The sequence below is a fragment of the Vibrio clamense genome (assembly GCF_050337905.1).
GTDB lineage: Bacteria > Pseudomonadota > Gammaproteobacteria > Enterobacterales > Vibrionaceae > Vibrio > Vibrio cortegadensis.
On the sequence record NZ_JAKJTJ010000024.1, the window covers coordinates 258,414 to 277,028 of the forward strand.

Genomic DNA, 18,615 nt, shown 5'->3' on the forward strand with positions numbered 1-18,615 from the left:
AGCAAATAATGATTATGGCAATTAATCGGATATCAAAAAAGCCCACATGAATAACGAATTAATCACGTATTCTTATTTATGCCAAACGTACCAATACACAAAGGCCGCTGATCATAGCGGCCTTTGATTAAAATACAAGCTCTATCGTAATGGTTTATTACTTAGTCATACGTTTGTATTTGATACGATGAGGTTCTGCCGCTTGAGCGCCTACAGTCTTTTTCAGCCACTCAGTGTATTCAGTATAGTTACCTTCGTAGAAGTTCACCTGACCTTCATCACGGTAGTCTAGGATGTGGGTAGCAATACGGTCTAAGAACCAACGGTCATGCGAGATAACCATTGCACAACCTGGGAACTCAAGTAGCGCTTCTTCAAGTGCACGTAGAGTTTCAACATCAAGGTCATTGGTCGGTTCATCGAGTAGCAGTACGTTGCCGCCCGCTTTAAGCAGTTTAGCTAGATGAACACGGTTACGTTCACCACCAGAAAGCTGCCCGATGATTTTCTGCTGATCGTTGCCTTTGAAGTTGAAACGAGAGCAGTATGCACGTGCAGGGATTTCGAAGTTGTTGATCTTAATGATATCAGCGCCTTCAGAGATCTCTTGGAATACGGTTTTCTTGTCATCCATGCTGTCACGGAACTGATCCACAGAAGCAAGTTTAACGGTTTCACCTAGCTCCACAGTACCGGAATCAGGCTGTTCTGCGCCACTTAGCATCTTGAATAGCGTTGATTTACCTGCACCATTGGCACCCACGATACCCACGATCGCGCCTTTAGGCATGCTGAACGATAGGTCGTCGATAAGAACGCGATCACCAAACGATTTAGTAAGGTTGTTCACTTCAAGTACTTTATCACCCAAACGCTCACCCGGCGGGATGAACAGTTCGTTGGTTTCGTTACGTTTCTGGTATTGGCCAGTTGTTAACTCTTCAAAACGCGCCATACGAGCTTTAGATTTAGCCTGACGGCCTTTAGGATTCTGGCGAACCCACTCAAGTTCTTTCTCGATAGTTTTTTGACGTGCGCTTTCGCCTGATTTTTCTTGCTTCAGACGCTCATCTTTCTGTTCTAGCCAAGAGGTGTAGTTACCTTCCCATGGAATGCCTTCACCACGGTCAAGCTCTAGAATCCAGCCAGCAGCGTTGTCTAGGAAGTAACGGTCATGGGTAATTGCCACAACAGTACCGCTGTAATCAACAAGGAAGTGCTCAAGCCATGCAACTGATTCAGCATCCAAGTGGTTGGTAGGCTCATCAAGAAGTAACATGTCAGGTTTTTCAAGAAGTAGACGACAAATCGCAACACGACGACGTTCACCACCAGATAATAATTCAATCTTCGCATCCCATTCAGGAAGACGAAGTGCATCAGCAGCACGCTCTAGAGCGGTTTCTAGGTTGTGACCATCTTTCGCTTGAATCAGTGCTTCTAGCTCACCTTGCTCTTTAGCAAGCGCGTCGAAATCGGCGTCTGGTTCTGCGTATGCAGCGTATACCGCATCAAGACGAGTCAGTGCGCCTGCAACATCAGAAACGGCTTCTTCAACAATCTCACGAACGGTTTTAGATTCGTCCAGTACAGGTTCTTGTGGCAGGTAGCCGACTTTCAAGCCAGTTTGCGCACGAGCTTCACCATCAATGTCTGTATCAAGGCCAGCCATGATGCGTAGTAGGGTGGATTTACCTGAACCATTGAGACCTAAAACACCGATTTTAGCGCCAGGAAAAAAACTAAGGGAAATGTCTTTTAGAATTTGACGTTTAGGTGGCACAGTTTTGCTCACCCGAGACATGGTATATACGTATTCAGCCATTGCCGATCGTTCCTAATGTTTGCAAATTATGAAGCGGACATTTTATACCAAACGCTACCATTTTGTTACCTTCTGGCGAGACTTTACGGTTTATGAACCGAGACTTTATGGTGAAAATTTGCGGGTATACATGCCTAGGTGGTGAAGTTGTATGCAGAAATAGTGTGTTTTTTCTGGGACCGATTGCACTAAAAGCCAATCGATATGCAAGTTTGGATATATTTACAATTTCTAGCTTTACATTCGAATGTGTATGAGTTGTTAATAGAGGCTACCTAATAACAATTCGCACAAGGGAATTGAGCGTATGACGCAAAACAAAGCGCGAACAATAGGGCCACACTCAGTATTGAGAAATACGCTAACGACGATAGCGAAAGTGATTTCTTCAAGCCTTCTTATGAGTGTCATGGTCAGTCATGGTGTCGCAGCAAAAACCGTTTCTGAACGGGAATTACAACGAGTGAACTATGAAAAAGCTCAAGATTTATTAGATAAGAAAAAGGTGGAAGAGTACCAAGCTTTACGCAGTACGATTGCGACTTATCCTCTGACCCCTTACACCGACTATCGTGCATTTTTGGCTCAGCTGAGTAATAAGACACCCCCAGAAGTCGACAATTTTATTGAGAAAAACCGATTACTGCCGTTTTCATCTAGAATTCGAGCTCCTTACTTGGAAGTTTTAGCCAAGCAAGGCCAGTGGCAAACATTATTAACTTTTCAAACTCAGGAGCCTAAGGGTGAGAGTTACCAGTGTATTTATTATCATGCATTGTGGATGGATAACCAGAAAGAGGCCGCGTTTTCAGGTGCTGAGAAACTGTGGCTAAGTGGGCAAGGTATTGCAGACCAATGTGATCCTCTATTTGAGCAATGGGAAGAGGCAGGGCTTCGTAGTGACGCATTGATTTTAGATCGCATGTTGCTTGCGTTTGAAGCTCGGAACGGAAAGTTGATGACTTATCTGATGAAGTTACCAAAGTCCGATGCGGCAAAGAAACAAGCGGAAGCGATGAAAGCTCTGTATAGAAAGCCGGAGAGCGTCACTCAGTTTGCTAAGCAGCATGAGGCGTCGGATTTCTACCGATCACAAACGGAATTCGCCTTTAAAAAACTTGCCCGTAAGGATGTCTCCGCAGCACAAAAAGCATTGCCTAAAGTGGTTAACGCTCAGAAGTTGTCATCTCAAAAATCACAGCAACTCGCAGAATATGTGGCATTTCGATTAACCAATACCGATTCCGATGAGTTAGCGAAATGGAGAGATCAGGTTCTATTAAAAACAGAGCGGGTTGTCTTGCTAGAGAGAAGAGTTCGCTTAGCGATTCAGCATGCAGATTGGCAAGGTGTCCAGCGCTGGATTGCACGATTACCTGAGGTGAAGCAGAGCGCTATTCGATGGCAATATTGGCAAGGACGATCTGAGATTGAGCTTGGTGAGAAGGTAAAAGGGCAGCAGCGTTTAAAAAAACTCGTTGGAAAACGTAACTTCTACAGTGTGGCTGCTGCGAACGCTGTCAAGCAGTCGATAAACTACCCTACGACGACTCTTGTGCTAGATAAGGCGATGGTGAATCCTCATCGAATGGCATTAGAGCGAATTCGAGAGCTTATTGATCTCGATAAAATTGCGGCCGCGAAAAGTGAATGGCGCTGGCTGCTTAGCTATGTATCGAGTGATGAGAAAGAGATGTTAGCCGCGTATGCAGCAGTACAAGGTTGGCACCACTTAACGGTAACGGCCACGATCTCAGCTCGGATGTGGGATAACACGCATTTACGTTTCCCTATTGCTCACCGCTGGTGGTTTAATTTCTATGGTGAAAAGCACGACATAAACCCGATAACACTTATGTCATTAGCTCGTCAGGAGAGTGCGTTGGATATTGAAGCTCGTTCTCCTGTAGGTGCAAGAGGAATCATGCAGATTATGCCTGCAACGGCTAAATATACTGCGAAAAAGTACCGGATAAATTACCAAGGAAAAGATGACCTGTATGAAGTCGGTAAGAATATTGAAATAGGAAGTCACTACTTAGATGGTTTGCTAGAGCAATATGGCCATAATAGAATTTTTGCTCTCGCGGCCTATAATGCGGGCCCTCACCGAGTGAAAACATGGCGATCTCGAACGGGGGGAGAACTTGACGCTTACGCGTTTATTGAAGCGATACCGTTTAAAGAGACTCGTGGATATGTGCAAAATATTTTGATGTTCGAGACCTACTATCGAGATATTTTAGGGGTAGAAGGAACCTTCTTGAGTGATGAAGAGAGTAACGCAAAATATTAATTTAAAAGTGGCGCTAAAACTTTACAATAGAGATAAGTAAGTAAAGGTGAAAACAATATGGCATCAGAACCAGAATATAGTGATTGGCAACAGTTAATGAGCTTAGTGAAAGAGGCGTCTGAGCAAGATCAGCAACAGATGCTACTTACCATGATGATGACTCCAGATGAAAGAGATGCTTTAGTGGCGAGAGTAAATATCTTCTGTGAGCTGTTAAAAGGAGATCTATCTCAGAGACAGATTAGCCAAGTGCTCGGGGTGGGTATTGCAACAATCACTAGAGGTTCTAATGAATTGAAAAGTAAGTCAGAGGAAGAAAAAACGAAATTAGCAGAGTTGATGTTAACCAACAAGAACGCTTAGTTTTATCTTTCTATGATATAAAGTCTAAATATAAAAAGCACTCGTCAAGCGGCGAGTGCTTTTTGCTATCTTCCATTTACTAGCATCTGTCTAACATCGTTTGTTCGTTTGCAGCATATTGTGGTACGAAGAATAAACGTGTATCGAGAGTTGCGAACTCGCTTACAGATTCGCAGGGAAGTGAGTAGGATTAGTGAACGGGATCAGTGCCAATATGAGCGCTTGGTGATAAACAGAGCTGCGAGTCAATTGGTCTTGAGTCAGCAAGCTAATTGCCCCGCCTTTCTGCTTAATATTATCCGTTGAAAACACTTCATCCATTACGTCGCCTAGCTCATTTGCTGTTTTTAGTTTCTCAATGACTTCAGGCGGCAACATCAAACTGGCTGAGCGAGACTCACCTCGATGAGTCGCTGATTCAATCACCATCCACGCAAAAGTTACACTGCCCTCAATTCCCGCTTCTAAACCAACAAAGTAGTCAGCATTCGAATTAATTTGTTTCGCATTGCGTACTCGATTAAGGGCTCCATCATGAGTCTCTTGATCCGTCATTGGTTGATCAGCCACTTCGCTTGCTACGCTGACACCTTCAAACTCAAAAGTTTCAGTAGGGAAGGCTGCTTGAAATGCACTTTTGACCGCATTGATTTTTGCAGGGTTAAGAGAGGTGATAATTACGGTTTTCATGACAGGTTTAGAGTCCTTTTAGCTGTTGATACCAAATCGATAGCTGATCAATATCCATTGGTTTTCCAAAATAGTAGCCTTGCATAAAGTCACATTGTTGATCTGCAAGCCATTCATGCATCTCTTGGGTTTCAATGCCTTCAGCCGTTACGGTTTTAGATTGCGCATGGCACAACTCAATAAGTGGTTTGATTACGTTCTGATTATTCGTTGCGACTAACGTTTCTAAAAAGAGTCGATCGAACTTAATCTTTTGTACAGGGTATTGCACAAGTTGAGTTATCGAAGTATAGCCTGAACCAAAATCATCAATGGCGAGGTTGTAGCCTAATTTGGATAATTTATACAGTAGTGGGAACCCTTTTGAATCTGCTGCAAAAGTTTCCGTTATTTCAAAGTCGATCAAATGGCGTGGAATACCATATTGTTGAGCGTGCTCTTCGATAAACATGGCTAGTTTTGTACTACTAAGCTCAGCTGAAGATAAGTTAATCGACAACTGAACAGGAATATCAAACGCTGTTTGTAATTGATCAAAGCGAGCAAAAGATTGTGCGATTACCCAGCGGTCAATCTCTTCAAATAACCCCGTTTGTTCTGCAATGGGAATGAATTCATCAGGTGAAATGAACCCAAGTTGTTCGGAATGCCACCTCAACAGAGCTTCAACACCAATCACTTCAGTACCTTGAGTATTTAGGTAGGGCATAAATACGAGGCTGAACTCATCGATATATTGATGAGCTCTTAATGCTCGTTCGATATTCGAGCGTCGCTGAACTATTTTATCGAGGTCAAGAGAGTAGTGAGCGAATTGGTTTTTACCCGCACGCTTCGCTTGATACATGGCAGTATCAGCATTCGATAAGAGTTTTTCAATATGGTCACCATCCAAAGGATAAGTGGCGACGCCAATACTTGCGGTGATCGGAAAACTACCAAATTCAGATTTAAACCCGCCCTGAAGAGGCGCTAAAATTTGCTCAGCAAAGGCTTTTGCGGCATCTTTAAAGTTATTTGGTGAGCAGATAAAGATGGCAAATTCATCACCAGATAGGCGTGAAGCAAGGCTCTTGGTCCCATATTGATGGCTAAAATCATCACATAAGCGAGTCACTTGTTCAGCAAATTCAACCAGCAAAGAGTCACCCACCTGATGTCCATATTGGTCATTAACGAACTTGAAGTTATCCAAATCAATATACAGGACCCATATATTACAACTTGCTAATGGGGAGCTAAGTATACTATTCGCGTAATTCTGAAACTGATGACGGTTCGCAAGCTTGGTTAGGTGATCGTTTTCAGCTAATGTTTTGGTTTTTCGATACGTATTATCGAGTTCGTTATACATGTCATAGAAGCGTGTGGATAACCGTCCCATCTCATCATTGGTATTGAGTGGTTGGATATTGTCACGCTGTTTTTTTTCAACTTGTTGGAGTTGCTTATCTAAACGAGTTATTGGATTTATCACATAACGGTAGAGAAGAATAAGTAGCAACAATACCGTTATTAATGCCGAAGTCCCAAAAGATAGAATAAGTTGACGCCAAATATCTTGCAGCTTGTTATTGAGAATAAATTGAGCAGGATCGACCGTGATGTATAAATCATTGGCGAGTTTAATAGACTGAGTGAGCCCTTTGTTGGTATTAATTGGCTCGGAAGATGCGAAGATGCTAGTTTGGTTATCAAACTCGATCTGCCTTCGTAGCGTATTGAATTTGTCTAATGAAACGGATACGACGACGAAAAAAATATCGTCTTGTTGTTTAATCAGTGGACGAGCAATGGTTCTTTTGTCTAGTACTTCATAGCGAACTAGCATACCGTCACCTTGAGAACTTAAGACATAATTGATGTCCGAAGCGGCCAATGATGTTTGGTATTTCTGTTTTACATGGTGAAGTATCGCAGGATCAATTTCAGCGAAAGGATCGGTGCTATTTTCAGCATAATAAAGGAGATCTTGATTACTATCTAGGATCGCCAAAGAAGAGAAGCTACTGTCTCCTGCTTGCAATACTTTTATGGTTTCCTGCAAATTTTCGATGAGCTCAAGCTCACGATATGGATTTTGTGCGTTAAGAAAGTATTGCCGAATGATGTCACTCTTGGTCAAGGTGTAGGCGTAGCTGTTTAGAAATGAGCGAGCTTGACGAAAATGACCTGCCAACTTTTCCATATTGAGCTGTAAATAACTGTCTTCTCGTTTAATAAGAGCATCCTTTTGGCTAGCGTAAATAATATAGCTAGAGGCTGCGGCACTAATGATAATTACAGGTGCGATTAAAAGAAGTATACGTTTACTTAACTTCATAACGAATAAATACAAGTTACCTTATTTGGGGAATGTAATACCATGCTGTTGGTAGGTCTTAGCACTTGGTTTATAAAATAATAGCACTCTAAGCTAATGAAAGTACGGTTTTATTCTCATCTGAATGGTGAATACTTATTCTATTTGGCTACTATGTTCTTTGATTATGGCGTTGCGTATCCGGCTTCTAAGCGTCATCGATGCATTGTCCTGTGTTGAATAAAATTGTGAGCGTTGGATGATGCTCATATCTGGATAGAGTGATTGAGAGTGGTCACCTTCGGCTTCTAGTAATGTGATTGCTTTAGAGTTTGTGGTGGAATTGCCAAGTTCTCTCGCATTTATCGCTGCAATGTTTGGACGATGCAAAAAATTAATAAATGAGAGCGCCAGTTGAGGTTTTTTTGATGACTTCAAAACCGCTAAGCAATCGACCCATAATACTGTTCCCTCTTTTGGAACGGTATAGCCCCACTGGTAGTGAGAACCTAAATGATTGAGTACCTGCGTATCCCCGCTATAGGCGAGAGCTAAATGAATGTTCGCCATTTCTTGGGGGTTATGCATTAAGTAAGTCAAAATATACTCATAGGTTCTGACGAATGGAATTTGCTGTTGAAGCTCAGCATAGACTTGAGTTAAGTCTTCCTTATTGGATTCATGGATAGACAAGCCTCTTAAAAATAGAGAGGGCATCAACATATCGCTATAGTCTGCCAGCATGCCAATATTCCGCTGTTGCATATTTTTGGAATAAGATTGCGGATAGAGTAAAGCACGCCATGTCTTCGGTGGTATCGGGTAGATGTCTTTACGGTAAATTAACCCTAAAGTCCCCCAGAAATAGGGCACGGCGTTGGAACTGCACTGATTCTTCCAAATTTTTGGTACGTAGGACAAATTGGTTAAACTGTCCGTGGTTGTTAGGTCTAATAACTTGTTATTGCGGGTAAAGTTACGAGTCGCTACTTCATCGAGTACAGCAATATCAACCTCATTCCCTTGCAGTTGATTGATAATTCGATCTCTGTCGGTGTCACTATCAAAATAGATCTGCTTTATTTTGACATTGGTTTCCTGCTCCCATAAATCAATCACCGGTTCAGATAGGTAATATTGCCAGTTAAAAATGGTGAGTGTTTGTGGATCTTCTTGAGCGTAAGCTTTACCAGTATGCAAAAATATGACAAGCAAACAGTTGATTGCTGTAAAGAATGATTTCATTTAGTTCCCTATATCAAAACGGTTCGTTACAGAAATAATTGTCTGCTTATCTCGTTATTTACGTTTTACGTACCTGCGAAAGTTACGTTGTGCAGGCTACGTAAGTTTCACCTGAGTCGGTTTTACATTTTCGCTAGGGTAGCAGCCTAAAACTTTCAGGTGGCGAGTTATTTTGGTTAACTCCACAATAGCTTGTTGCATCTCTATAGAGTCTAAGTGAGATTCTAAATCGACATAAAACATCTCTTCCCATGGGTTGCCCATGATTGGTCGTGACTCCAATTTATTCATGTTAATGCCATAACGCTGTAGTACCAGTAGCGTCTCAACTAGAGAGCCCGCCTGTTGTGACGTCGACATGATGAGCGTTGTCTTTGCCGGGATCTGCGGTGAAACTTCAACGGGTTTACGAGCAACCACAATGAATCGTGTATGGTTTTCAGTTTGATTGGCGATGTTGCCTTGAATGGATTGCAATCCATACAGCTTGCCACTTGATGAGTTTCCAATCGCGGCCACATCGGTGCGATTTAACTCTTTTACTTTTTGCATCGCATCGGCTGTGCTCACACATGACTCTAATTTCACGCCTTTCATTCTGCTCAAGAACTCACTGCATTGTTGGTGCGGCTGAGGGTGTGAGTAGAGGGTTTTAATTTGTTCGATTCGGATCTCTTCTGTTGCCACAAGGCAGTGCTCAATGGGTTGGGTGAGTTCGCCAACAATATACAAAGTGGTGTGCTGCAGAAGGTCATAGACTTCATTAATTGAGCCTGAGCTGGTGTTCTCTATTGGCAACACTCCGTAATCAGCGTGGCCAGACTCTACGGTATTGGCGACATCTTTAAAGTGATCGCAATTGAGCTCAACAAGCTCCATATTTTTACGGCTGAAATATTCACGGCTTGCAAGGTGTGAATACGATCCTTTTGAACCAAGAAACGCTACTCGGGCTAAAGGTTTTCTATTTTGAGGATTCGCTAAATTTTGTAAGTAAGATTGTTGCAGCAATACGGAGTCTTCAATAATGGTATGAAAAAGCTTAGTGATGTATTGAGCATCAAGATCATACTTATTTTTGCCGTTGTTGATTAATTTGACTAACAGTTGCTGTTCGCGAGAAGCGTCGCGTACTGGTTTGGATGTTTCTACTTTGCTTTTAGCAACTTCAATACTGAGTTTACGGCGTTCTGAGAATAGGCTCAGAAGTTGGTCATCAAGTTCATTGAGTCGTAAACGGATCTCATCAAGAGAGATATGGCTGTCAGTCATTAAAATTGTCCTTATAAAAAAGCCCCCCATTTTGGGAGGCTTCTGTTCGTTTTTGACTTTTCTTTCGAAAACGAGTTCGCCCCCAGTTATGGAAGAAAAAATAAGTCAAAAAAGAACAGTTGTTTGGTATGCATAAATAGTAATTTATCGCTGAATGTTTAAACACAATAAGCAAGCAGGGATAAGGCGTCAAGCAAAAAAATAGCGCCTGTAGGCGCTATCTTAAATCCTTATTTTTTATTCGACTTCTTCAGCTTCTTCTATCTCAGGTTTTTCAGAACGACGAGCTTCTGGTTTGTGGCGTAGTTTATTCAGTTGGCGTTCTAGTTTTTGTTCTACTTCATTAACCGCTTTATATAGATCTTCGTTTACAGCGGAAGCAACAAGTTGTCCTTTAGGAACCGTGATAATAGCCTCGAATTTTTTCTGTTTATTTGGCTCTTCGCTAAAGCTTGTTTGACAACCAATGATGTCTACTTGCCACTTCTCTAGTTTCTTAAATTTAGCTTCAATGTGCTCACGAATTGCAGAGGTGATGTCGATGTTTTTACCAGTGATTTGTACTTTCATATTGAGTTTTCCTCTGTGTCATCCCTCATGGGTTAACTCCAGATTACGGATATAAAGCTAAATAAATGTGATGTAGATCACTCTTTGGTGCGGATTATAGGGCGGTGAAATTAAATGTGATCTTACGCAAATCTTTCTTTATTTTCTGCTGAAATACCTTGTTATCAAAAAAAAACAAGATAGATTGGTAAGGGTAATACGCTGAAAATTCATCATTTTTGGGGAGTTTTTACAGCCTGAATATTTTGATGATGAATAAACGCTCAGAGCCTAAATGTGATACAGATTCACTGATGCTCATAAGTTATACATTTGAATGTTAAAATGCCGCTCGTCATTTGATTGAGCGGCATTTTTGCATTTTAGTCATTGTAGCTTGATTACTATGGAGACATGTCCATAAACCTCACTTGGTTATCCTTCAAAAGTACTGCATTTCCTTTATCTCGTACTTTTTGAATGGCAGCGAGTTGTTTGTATACCACGTAATATCGATTGATGTTGGCAACATAATGAACGGGCTCCCTTCCGATGTTACGTCGGGCAATCACTTCTACATTTTTAAACCACACATTAGGATCATAACCATGCTTTAGAGCTAGTTTGCGGATTCGTCTTATTTGAGCTGGCCCTGCATTATAGGCTGCTAACGAAAAATAGATTTGATCATCAACACTCATGTCATTATCTGAAAAATAGCGATCTTTAATAAATCTCATATATTTCACCCCAGCATGAATATTATTCTCTAATTGATAGATGTCTGGAATGTTGACATAAGGATCTTTTGCGGTACTTGGGAGCACTTGCATAATACCGACTGCGCCTCGGTGCGACACTTTACTTTGGTCTAACCCGGACTCCTGATATGCCTGTGCTGAGATCATTAGCGGTTCAAATTCATATTGACTTGAGTATTGGCTGAAGAGCTCTGATATATGATTAAGTTTGGCGATTTTCTTTGGATTTAAAGCACGACTTAGCCATCGAGTGTTGTCTATATATTTGTCATAAATAACGTTGCCCAGAAGTGTGCCCGATTTTGCAGTCTTAATGTATTTATTGAGTGTCGCTTTGAGCTTCGGGCTGTTTTGGCGTAGTGCCCATGCTATCTCACCATTTTCTCTTAGTGGGAGTTGCGGATGAATTTGGATATTTTCCATCACATTAAGCCATAACTTAGTTTTATGACTATCTAAGATAGTGGCATTGATGTACCCCTGGTTAACCATTTCGATAAGTTCATAATCCTGTAGCGTCTCTTCAATGAACTGCACGGTGACAGGGGCCAAACCTTGCTGGTCGAGTTTTTGATTGATAACTTGAAGGCTTTCAAAATAACTAGAGCTGGCTCGCACCCAAACCTCTTTACCACTGAGTTGTTCGATAGCGGTTATTTGAGGATGATCTTTGTTGGTAACGATGATCTCTTGGATATTGTTGATAACAGGGTTACTGAAATCGATAATTTCTAACCGCTTGTCGGTGATGGTTAAATTGGCGACTGCCACATCACCGTAGCCGCTAGTCAGTGAGGGTAATAAATCATCACGTTGAACTGGAATAATTTGAACATTTAAATATTGAGACTGTTTTTTAAGTTGTTTCTCAAAATGGTATAGCATTTCAGCAATGATGCCTTTCGGCTTTCCTGCTTCAACATAGTAAAAACCTAGATCAGCAGAGACAAGAACTCGTATGACATTCCGTTTTGATAGACGATCAAAGTCACCCACATACGGTTCTTTGCTCAAAGGCGATAGCTCTAAAGCGAGTCCTTTGGGAGGAATGAATATCGTGATAACGAGCAGTAAAAGTAATTTTTTCACACCAACCTCCATGTTGATACTTTGTTAAATCATTACATTTATCATACGTATTGAACAACTATCCAGCAAGTTTGTCAGTCGATAGACATAAAAAAGCCGCTTAATAATCAAGCGGCTTAACGGTGTCATTCAACGAGTTTAAGTTAAATTGGATTTAATTCTATCAACGCTTCTGTTCGTGCAATGGCGTCTTCCAACCCTAACTCTTTATAAGCTTGAAGCTGAATATTGAGTGATTTTCGGGCGGCTACTGTATCAGGATATGTTTTTTGTAGCTCTTGGCAGCGATTGATCGCAGCAATCCATGCTTCACGGCGTAAGTAAAAATCAGCGGTTGCTAAATCATATTCAGCAAGACGATTTTTTAAAGCGAACATGCGTTTTTGTGCATCTTCTGCGTAAGGGCTTTCAGGGCTACGCTGCAATAGTTTTTTAAAGTCAGCAAACGCTAATTTTACTGGCTCTGGATCGCGATCCGAACGGTCAATGCTCAATAGATCATGCATGAAGTTTCGGTCTTGAGCCATGTGTGTCAAACCTCGCATATACAGTACCCAGTCCGCCTTCTCATGTGTCGGGTTTAGGCGAAGGAAGCGAGAAATCGTGGCTAAACCTAGAGCGAGATCATCGTTTTTGTAGTAAGCATAAATAAGATCAAGTTGAACCTGTTCAGAGTATGCTCCAAATGGATAACGAGAGTCTAACGCTTCAAGTTTTTCTATTGCAGTAAACCAGCTACCACTTTGTAATGATATTTGCGCTTCTGAATAGAGCTCTGATGGTGGCACATCAGGTACAATTTCTTCACTACTAGAACATCCAGCCAGCAGTGATATAGCTAATAAGCCTGATAAAGTTTGGCGTTTCATGTCAGGAGTCGATTCCTTGAATTTAAATATTTCGTAAGCTTCCGTTACTTTCTTATCAGTAACAGATACAATGATGCAATTGTCCTATTCTATCCATACTCATGGGTATTAGTCTCACGGTTTTTAAAAAAGTTCGATATGGCTCAGCAGATCACACTAACAGATACAGTAAAAGACAGCCAACTTGGTCAACGTTTAGACCAAGCAGTCGCTGAACTTTTCTCAGATTTTTCCCGCTCGCGTGTAAAAGAGTGGATTTTAGACAGCAAAATCCAAGTCGATGGCGTTGTTATAACTAAACCACGTATCAGAGTTATGGGCGGTGAAGAGATCATCGTGCATGCTGAACTTGAAGACGAAGAGCGTTGGGAAGCACAAGATATTGCACTAGATATTGTTTATGAAGATGACGACATCTTGGTAATCAATAAGCCTCGTGGTCTTGTCGTTCATCCTGGTGCAGGTACTCCTGATGGTACGGTATTAAATGCGTTGTTATTCCATTATCCACAAATTGCTGAAGTGCCACGTGCTGGTATTGTGCATCGTCTGGATAAAGATACGACAGGTTTGATGGTGGTTGCGAAAACCGTACCAGCACAAACTCGTTTAGTTCGTGCTTTGCAGAAGCGTCGTATTACCCGTGAATATGAAGCGATTGCGATTGGTAAAATGACCGCTGGTGGCATGATAGAAAAGCCGATTGGCCGTCATACTACGAAGCGTGTTCTTATGGCCGTTAATGAAATGGGTAAACCTGCGGTAACTCACTACCGTGTTGCGGAGCATTTCCGTGAGCATACTCGTATTCGTTTACGTCTAGAGACAGGTCGTACTCACCAAATTCGTGTACATATGTCTTACCTTCAATATCCTTTATTAGGTGATATTGCTTACGGCGGTAGAGCTCGCATCCCTAAAGATGCCTCTCAAGAGTTGACTGACATGATCCGTGGGTTTGATCGTCAAGCGTTACATGCGGTTATGCTTAAGTTTGATCATCCAGTAACGGATGAGACAATGGAGTTTCATGCTCCTGTGCCTGACGATATGATCGAAATGGCAGAAGCGTTACGTGTTGATGCGAAAGAAAACTTCTCTGAAGATATTTAATGAAGTTAATCATCCCTCAGTGGAGTGCACCTAAAAATATTAAAGCTTTCAGTTCGACTCGCTTCGATGGCGTGTCGAATGGGGTATATAAAGGCTTAAATTTAGGTACTCATGTGGGGGATGATGAATCTATCGTTATTCAGAACCGTAATAGGTTAGTTAAGCACTCGAATATGCCGTCTAACCCAATATGGTTGAATCAAACACACTCGACAACGGTATTGAATATAGGCTCTCCTACTGAGTCAATATTAGATGCTGATGGGCTATTTACCCAGCAGTCCAATGTTGTTTGCTCTGCTATGACGGCAGATTGCCTCCCTGTGTTATTAACGAATACCCAAGGTTCACAAGTCGCAGCTGTTCATGCTGGTTGGCGTGGATTAGCTAATGGTATTTTAGAAAATGCAGTAGAAAAGTTTGATGGTGAAGTTATTGCTTGGCTTGGCCCTGCGATAGGAAAAAGTGCGTTTGAAGTTGGTGATGATGTTGTGAATGCATTCGTTGAGTTTGATGAGCATGCTATTGAGGCTTTTCGACCTCAATCTCAAGCAAATAAATATTTAGCGGATATTGGGTTGCTTGCAACGCAAAGATTAAATCGAGCTGGTGTTCAATCTGTCTTTAACAGCAATCTATGTACGTATCGCGACGCAGATAGTTTTTATTCTTATCGACGTGATGGTATTACCGGTCGCCAAGCCGCCTTTATCTGGATTGAATAAAACGTCATTTCTCAGAATTTAACCTCCAAAATTTGATTGCCAATAACTTATTGCTGAAAGGCACTCTCTCCCTCTTGAAAATCTCTATTATCGTATCCATCTTTGTTTATAAGAATTATCTCATTGAGGTATGGAGATAGATATGCGCCTTGATCGTTTTACAAGTAAATTCCAAATAGCAATTTCTGATGCTCAGTCATTGGCCTTAGGTCGAGATCATCAATATATAGAACCTGTTCACCTTATGGTATCGCTGCTTAACCAAGATGGTAGTGCGATTCGTCCACTCCTAACGATGTTAGACATCGATATTGTTCAGCTTCGTTCAAAATTAAGCGAAATGCTCGACAGAGTGGCAAAAGTGAGTGGTATCGGTGGTGATGTTCAGCTGTCTAGTGCCATGGGTGTGCTATTTAACCTGTGCGATAAGGTAGCCCAGAAGCGACAAGATAGTTTTATATCTTCTGAAATCTTTCTTCTAGCAGCCATTGAAGATAGAGGCCCGCTTGGCAAGTTACTAAAAGAGCTAGGACTCACAGAGTTAAAGCTTTCTCAAGCGATTGAGCAGATCCGTGGTGGTCAAAAAGTCGATGATCAAAATGCTGAAGATAAAAGACAAGCATTAGAGAAGTTCACGATAGATCTTACTGAGCGTGCGGAACAAGGAAAACTTGATCCTGTAATTGGCAGAGATGATGAAATTCGTAGAACGATACAAGTATTACAGCGCCGAACTAAGAATAACCCGGTCATTATTGGTGAGCCTGGCGTGGGTAAAACTGCGATTGTCGAAGGGTTAGCGCAACGAATCATCAATAATGAAGTTCCAGAAGGTCTTCGCGGTCGTCGAGTACTTTCTCTTGATATGGGTTCATTGGTTGCTGGGGCGAAATATCGAGGTGAGTTTGAAGAGCGCCTAAAATCGGTACTCAATGAGCTATCAAAAGAAGAAGGTAACATCATTCTTTTCATTGATGAGCTTCATACCATGGTCGGTGCAGGTAAAGGCGAAGGCTCTATGGATGCAGGGAATATGCTAAAACCTGCACTCGCTCGTGGTGAACTGCACTGTGTTGGGGCGACAACCTTAGATGAATATCGTAAGTACCTTGAGAAAGATCCTGCATTAGAGCGCCGTTTTCAAAAAGTGATTGTTGATGAACCGAGCGTAGAAGATACCGTCGCTATTTTACGTGGCTTAAAAGAACGTTATGAGCTTCATCATCATGTGGAAATCACTGATCCAGCCATCGTATCGGCAGCAAGTTTATCGCATCGTTATGTGTCGGATCGCCAATTACCAGATAAAGCGATCGATTTAATCGATGAAGCAGCATCGAGTATCCGAATGCAAATAGACTCAAAACCAGAGTCACTCGATAAATTAGAACGAAAAATTATTCAACTGAAGATAGAGCAGCAAGCACTATTTAACGAACATGATGACGCAAGTGAGAAGCGTCTAAACACGATTAACTCTGAGTTGAAAGTGAAAGAGCGTGATTTTGCTGAACTAGAAGAGGTGTGGAATGCAGAAAAAGCCGCTCTTTCTGGAACGCAGCATATAAAGTCTGAGCTCGAACAAGCTCGAATGGATATGGATTTTGCTCGTCGTGCGGGCGATTTAAATCGGATGTCAGAGTTACAGTACGGGAGAATTCCGGAGTTAGAGAAGCAACTAGATTTGGCCACTCAAGCTGAAATGCAGGAGATGACGCTACTCAGAAATAAAGTGACAGACGCTGAAATTGCAGAAGTATTATCGAAACAGACTGGCATTCCTGTCTCTAAGATGTTGGAAGCGGAAAAAGAGAAGCTTCTTCGCATGGAAGAGGTATTACATAAACGAGTTATTGGTCAGGTAGAAGCGGTTGAGGCGATATCTGATGCGATTCGTCGTAGCCGTGCAGGTTTGTCCGATCCGAACAAGCCAATAGGTTCATTTCTATTTTTGGGACCAACAGGGGTAGGTAAAACTGAACTGTGCAAGACATTAGCCAACTTTATGTTCGATAGTGAAGACGCCATGATTCGAATTGATATGTCTGAGTTTATGGAGAAGCACTCTGTTGCGCGTTTAGTTGGAGCACCTCCAGGATATGTAGGATATGAAGAAGGCGGCTATATAACCGAAGCCGTTCGTCGTAAACCATATTCTGTCATTTTACTTGATGAAGTAGAGAAAGCTCACCCTGATGTCTTTAATATATTACTCCAAGTATTGGATGATGGTCGATTAACTGACGGACAAGGTCGTACCGTTGATTTCCGAAATACTGTTGTGATCATGACATCGAACCTAGGTTCAGATCGTATTCAAGATAATTTTTCGGTTCTAGACTATTCAGGAATAAAACATGAAGTTATGGAAGTGGTTAATAAACACTTCCGACCTGAGTTTCTAAACCGAGTAGATGAAACGGTCGTATTCCATCCGTTAGGCAAAGAGCATATTAAATCTATCGCTTCTATTCAGCTTGATAGATTGGCTCATCGAATGGAAGAGAGTGGATATGAGCTTGAAGTGTCAAATAAAGCATTGGAATTAATTGCTGAAGTAGGGTTTGACCCAGTATTTGGTGCTCGTCCACTCAAGAGGGCGATTCAACAGAGTGTCGAAAATCCATTGGCTAAGGCAATATTGGCTGGAAAAATAGATTCAGATAAAAAAGTACAGCTTTTAGTAAGCAAAGATAAAATTGTAGCTCATCAAGCATAATTAATATTACGGCATTAAATAAAGGGGATTCTTACCCATTTATGGCCTATTTTTCATCGCTCTGGTTGAATTCTAGCCGAACCGACTGTGGGGAATGATTTATTTGGTTTTTACCCTTGCCTTTGATGACCAACTGCCTATAATGCGCCTCCGTTGACAGGGAAACTTATCTTAGTTTCAATGTTCAACTGAGGCAGCCAAGTTAAGATAAAAAGTGTTTGACACAATGACTTATCTAGCTAAAATGGCCGTCCGTTTTGAGCAAAGCTCGAAACAAGCTCTTTAACAATTTAGACCTATCAATCTGTGTGGGCACTCGTTGATGATAATCACTAGTTTCGTACTGTTTGTTTTCGCTTTTTAAAGCGAAAGTAAATTAAGTCGAAACAAAAGATATCAATGAACTGAGTGACCAATACAAGTTCTTAGAACTTGGCACAGTCAATTCATTACCATTCTGTTGGAATGGTAATAGCTTTAATTTACTAAGGTAATTTAAAGTCAGTATTCATTGAGCCGCATCTTAGGATGCAAAAAACTTTAATTGAAGAGTTTGATCATGGCTCAGATTGAACGCTGGCGGCAGGCCTAACACATGCAAGTCGAGCGGAAACGAGAAGTAGCTTGCTACTTCGGCGTCGAGCGGCGGACGGGTGAGTAATGCCTAGGAAATTGCCCTGATGTGGGGGATAACCATTGGAAACGATGGCTAATACCGCATAATGCCTTCGGGCCAAAGAGGGGGACCTTCGGGCCTCTCGCGTCAGGATATGCCTAGGTGGGATTAGCTAGTTGGT

At 41.7% G+C, this 18,615-nt stretch carries 13 protein-coding genes, 1 rRNA gene and 1 other annotated feature; of the genes, 6 read left to right on the plus strand and 8 right to left on the minus strand.

Annotated features, from left to right (window positions below):
• Positions 1-157 precede the first annotated feature (157 nt).
• Complete coding sequence (gene ettA, locus L4C39_RS13400) at positions 158-1,825, minus strand: energy-dependent translational throttle protein EttA (RefSeq protein WP_429746344.1); 1,668 nt, start codon at positions 1,823-1,825, stop codon at positions 158-160.
• A gap of 400 nt (positions 1,826-2,225) precedes the next feature.
• Between ettA and sltY the strand changes: the two genes are divergently transcribed.
• Entirely contained in the window at positions 2,226-4,121 is a 1,896-nt protein-coding gene (gene sltY / locus L4C39_RS13405) for a murein transglycosylase (protein ID WP_429746368.1), read from the plus strand.
• 57 nt (positions 4,122-4,178) lie between these two features.
• Positions 4,179-4,484, plus strand: a complete 306-nt coding sequence (gene trpR / locus L4C39_RS13410) for a trp operon repressor (protein ID WP_429746346.1) — start codon at positions 4,179-4,181, stop codon at positions 4,482-4,484.
• 162 nt (positions 4,485-4,646) lie between these two features.
• Here trpR and yjjX read toward each other — a convergent pair whose 3' ends face one another.
• From yjjX to L4C39_RS13445, 7 genes are all read right to left on the minus strand, one after another.
• On the minus strand, positions 4,647-5,174 hold the full coding sequence (gene yjjX, locus L4C39_RS13415) for an inosine/xanthosine triphosphatase (protein ID WP_136994125.1): 528 nt from the start codon (positions 5,172-5,174) through the stop codon (positions 4,647-4,649).
• Positions 5,175-5,181: 7 nt separating this feature from the next.
• Positions 5,182-7,497, minus strand: a complete 2,316-nt coding sequence (locus L4C39_RS13420; protein ID WP_261888518.1) for a putative bifunctional diguanylate cyclase/phosphodiesterase — start codon at positions 7,495-7,497, stop codon at positions 5,182-5,184.
• A gap of 135 nt (positions 7,498-7,632) precedes the next feature.
• Complete coding sequence (locus L4C39_RS13425) at positions 7,633-8,721, minus strand: ABC transporter substrate-binding protein (RefSeq protein WP_429746349.1); 1,089 nt, start codon at positions 8,719-8,721, stop codon at positions 7,633-7,635.
• 96 nt (positions 8,722-8,817) lie between these two features.
• Positions 8,818-9,993, minus strand: coding sequence for a prephenate dehydratase (gene pheA, locus L4C39_RS13430; protein WP_429746351.1), 1,176 nt, complete (start codon positions 9,991-9,993; stop codon positions 8,818-8,820).
• A 13-nt stretch (positions 9,994-10,006) separates the two neighbouring features.
• Positions 10,007-10,124: a sequence feature (Phe leader region), on the minus strand.
• 106 nt (positions 10,125-10,230) lie between these two features.
• Positions 10,231-10,563: a ribosome hibernation-promoting factor, HPF/YfiA family gene (gene hpf / locus L4C39_RS13435; RefSeq protein ID WP_017053098.1), complete on the minus strand. Its 333-nt coding sequence runs from the start codon at positions 10,561-10,563 to the stop codon at positions 10,231-10,233.
• A gap of 383 nt (positions 10,564-10,946) precedes the next feature.
• Positions 10,947-12,392 (minus strand): MltF family protein, encoded by a 1,446-nt coding sequence (locus tag L4C39_RS13440; protein ID WP_371712735.1) that lies wholly within the window; start codon positions 12,390-12,392, stop codon positions 10,947-10,949.
• A 143-nt stretch (positions 12,393-12,535) separates the two neighbouring features.
• Positions 12,536-13,261 (minus strand): outer membrane protein assembly factor BamD, encoded by a 726-nt coding sequence (locus tag L4C39_RS13445; protein WP_171756174.1) that lies wholly within the window; start codon positions 13,259-13,261, stop codon positions 12,536-12,538.
• 138 nt (positions 13,262-13,399) lie between these two features.
• On the opposite strand from L4C39_RS13445, the gene rluD reads away from it, so the two are divergent.
• From rluD to L4C39_RS13465, 4 genes are all read left to right on the plus strand, one after another.
• Positions 13,400-14,374 (plus strand): 23S rRNA pseudouridine(1911/1915/1917) synthase RluD, encoded by a 975-nt coding sequence (gene rluD / locus L4C39_RS13450; protein WP_136994129.1) that lies wholly within the window; start codon positions 13,400-13,402, stop codon positions 14,372-14,374.
• Positions 14,374-15,099 (plus strand): peptidoglycan editing factor PgeF, encoded by a 726-nt coding sequence (pgeF, locus tag L4C39_RS13455; protein ID WP_429746354.1) that lies wholly within the window; start codon positions 14,374-14,376, stop codon positions 15,097-15,099. Before rluD ends, pgeF begins: the two co-directional genes overlap by 1 nt.
• 142 nt (positions 15,100-15,241) lie before the next feature.
• Positions 15,242-17,818 (plus strand): ATP-dependent chaperone ClpB, encoded by a 2,577-nt coding sequence (clpB, locus tag L4C39_RS13460; protein WP_113799318.1) that lies wholly within the window; start codon positions 15,242-15,244, stop codon positions 17,816-17,818.
• 541 nt (positions 17,819-18,359) lie between these two features.
• Positions 18,360-18,615: ribosomal RNA gene (locus tag L4C39_RS13465) — 16S ribosomal RNA — on the plus strand; the annotation flags it as partial.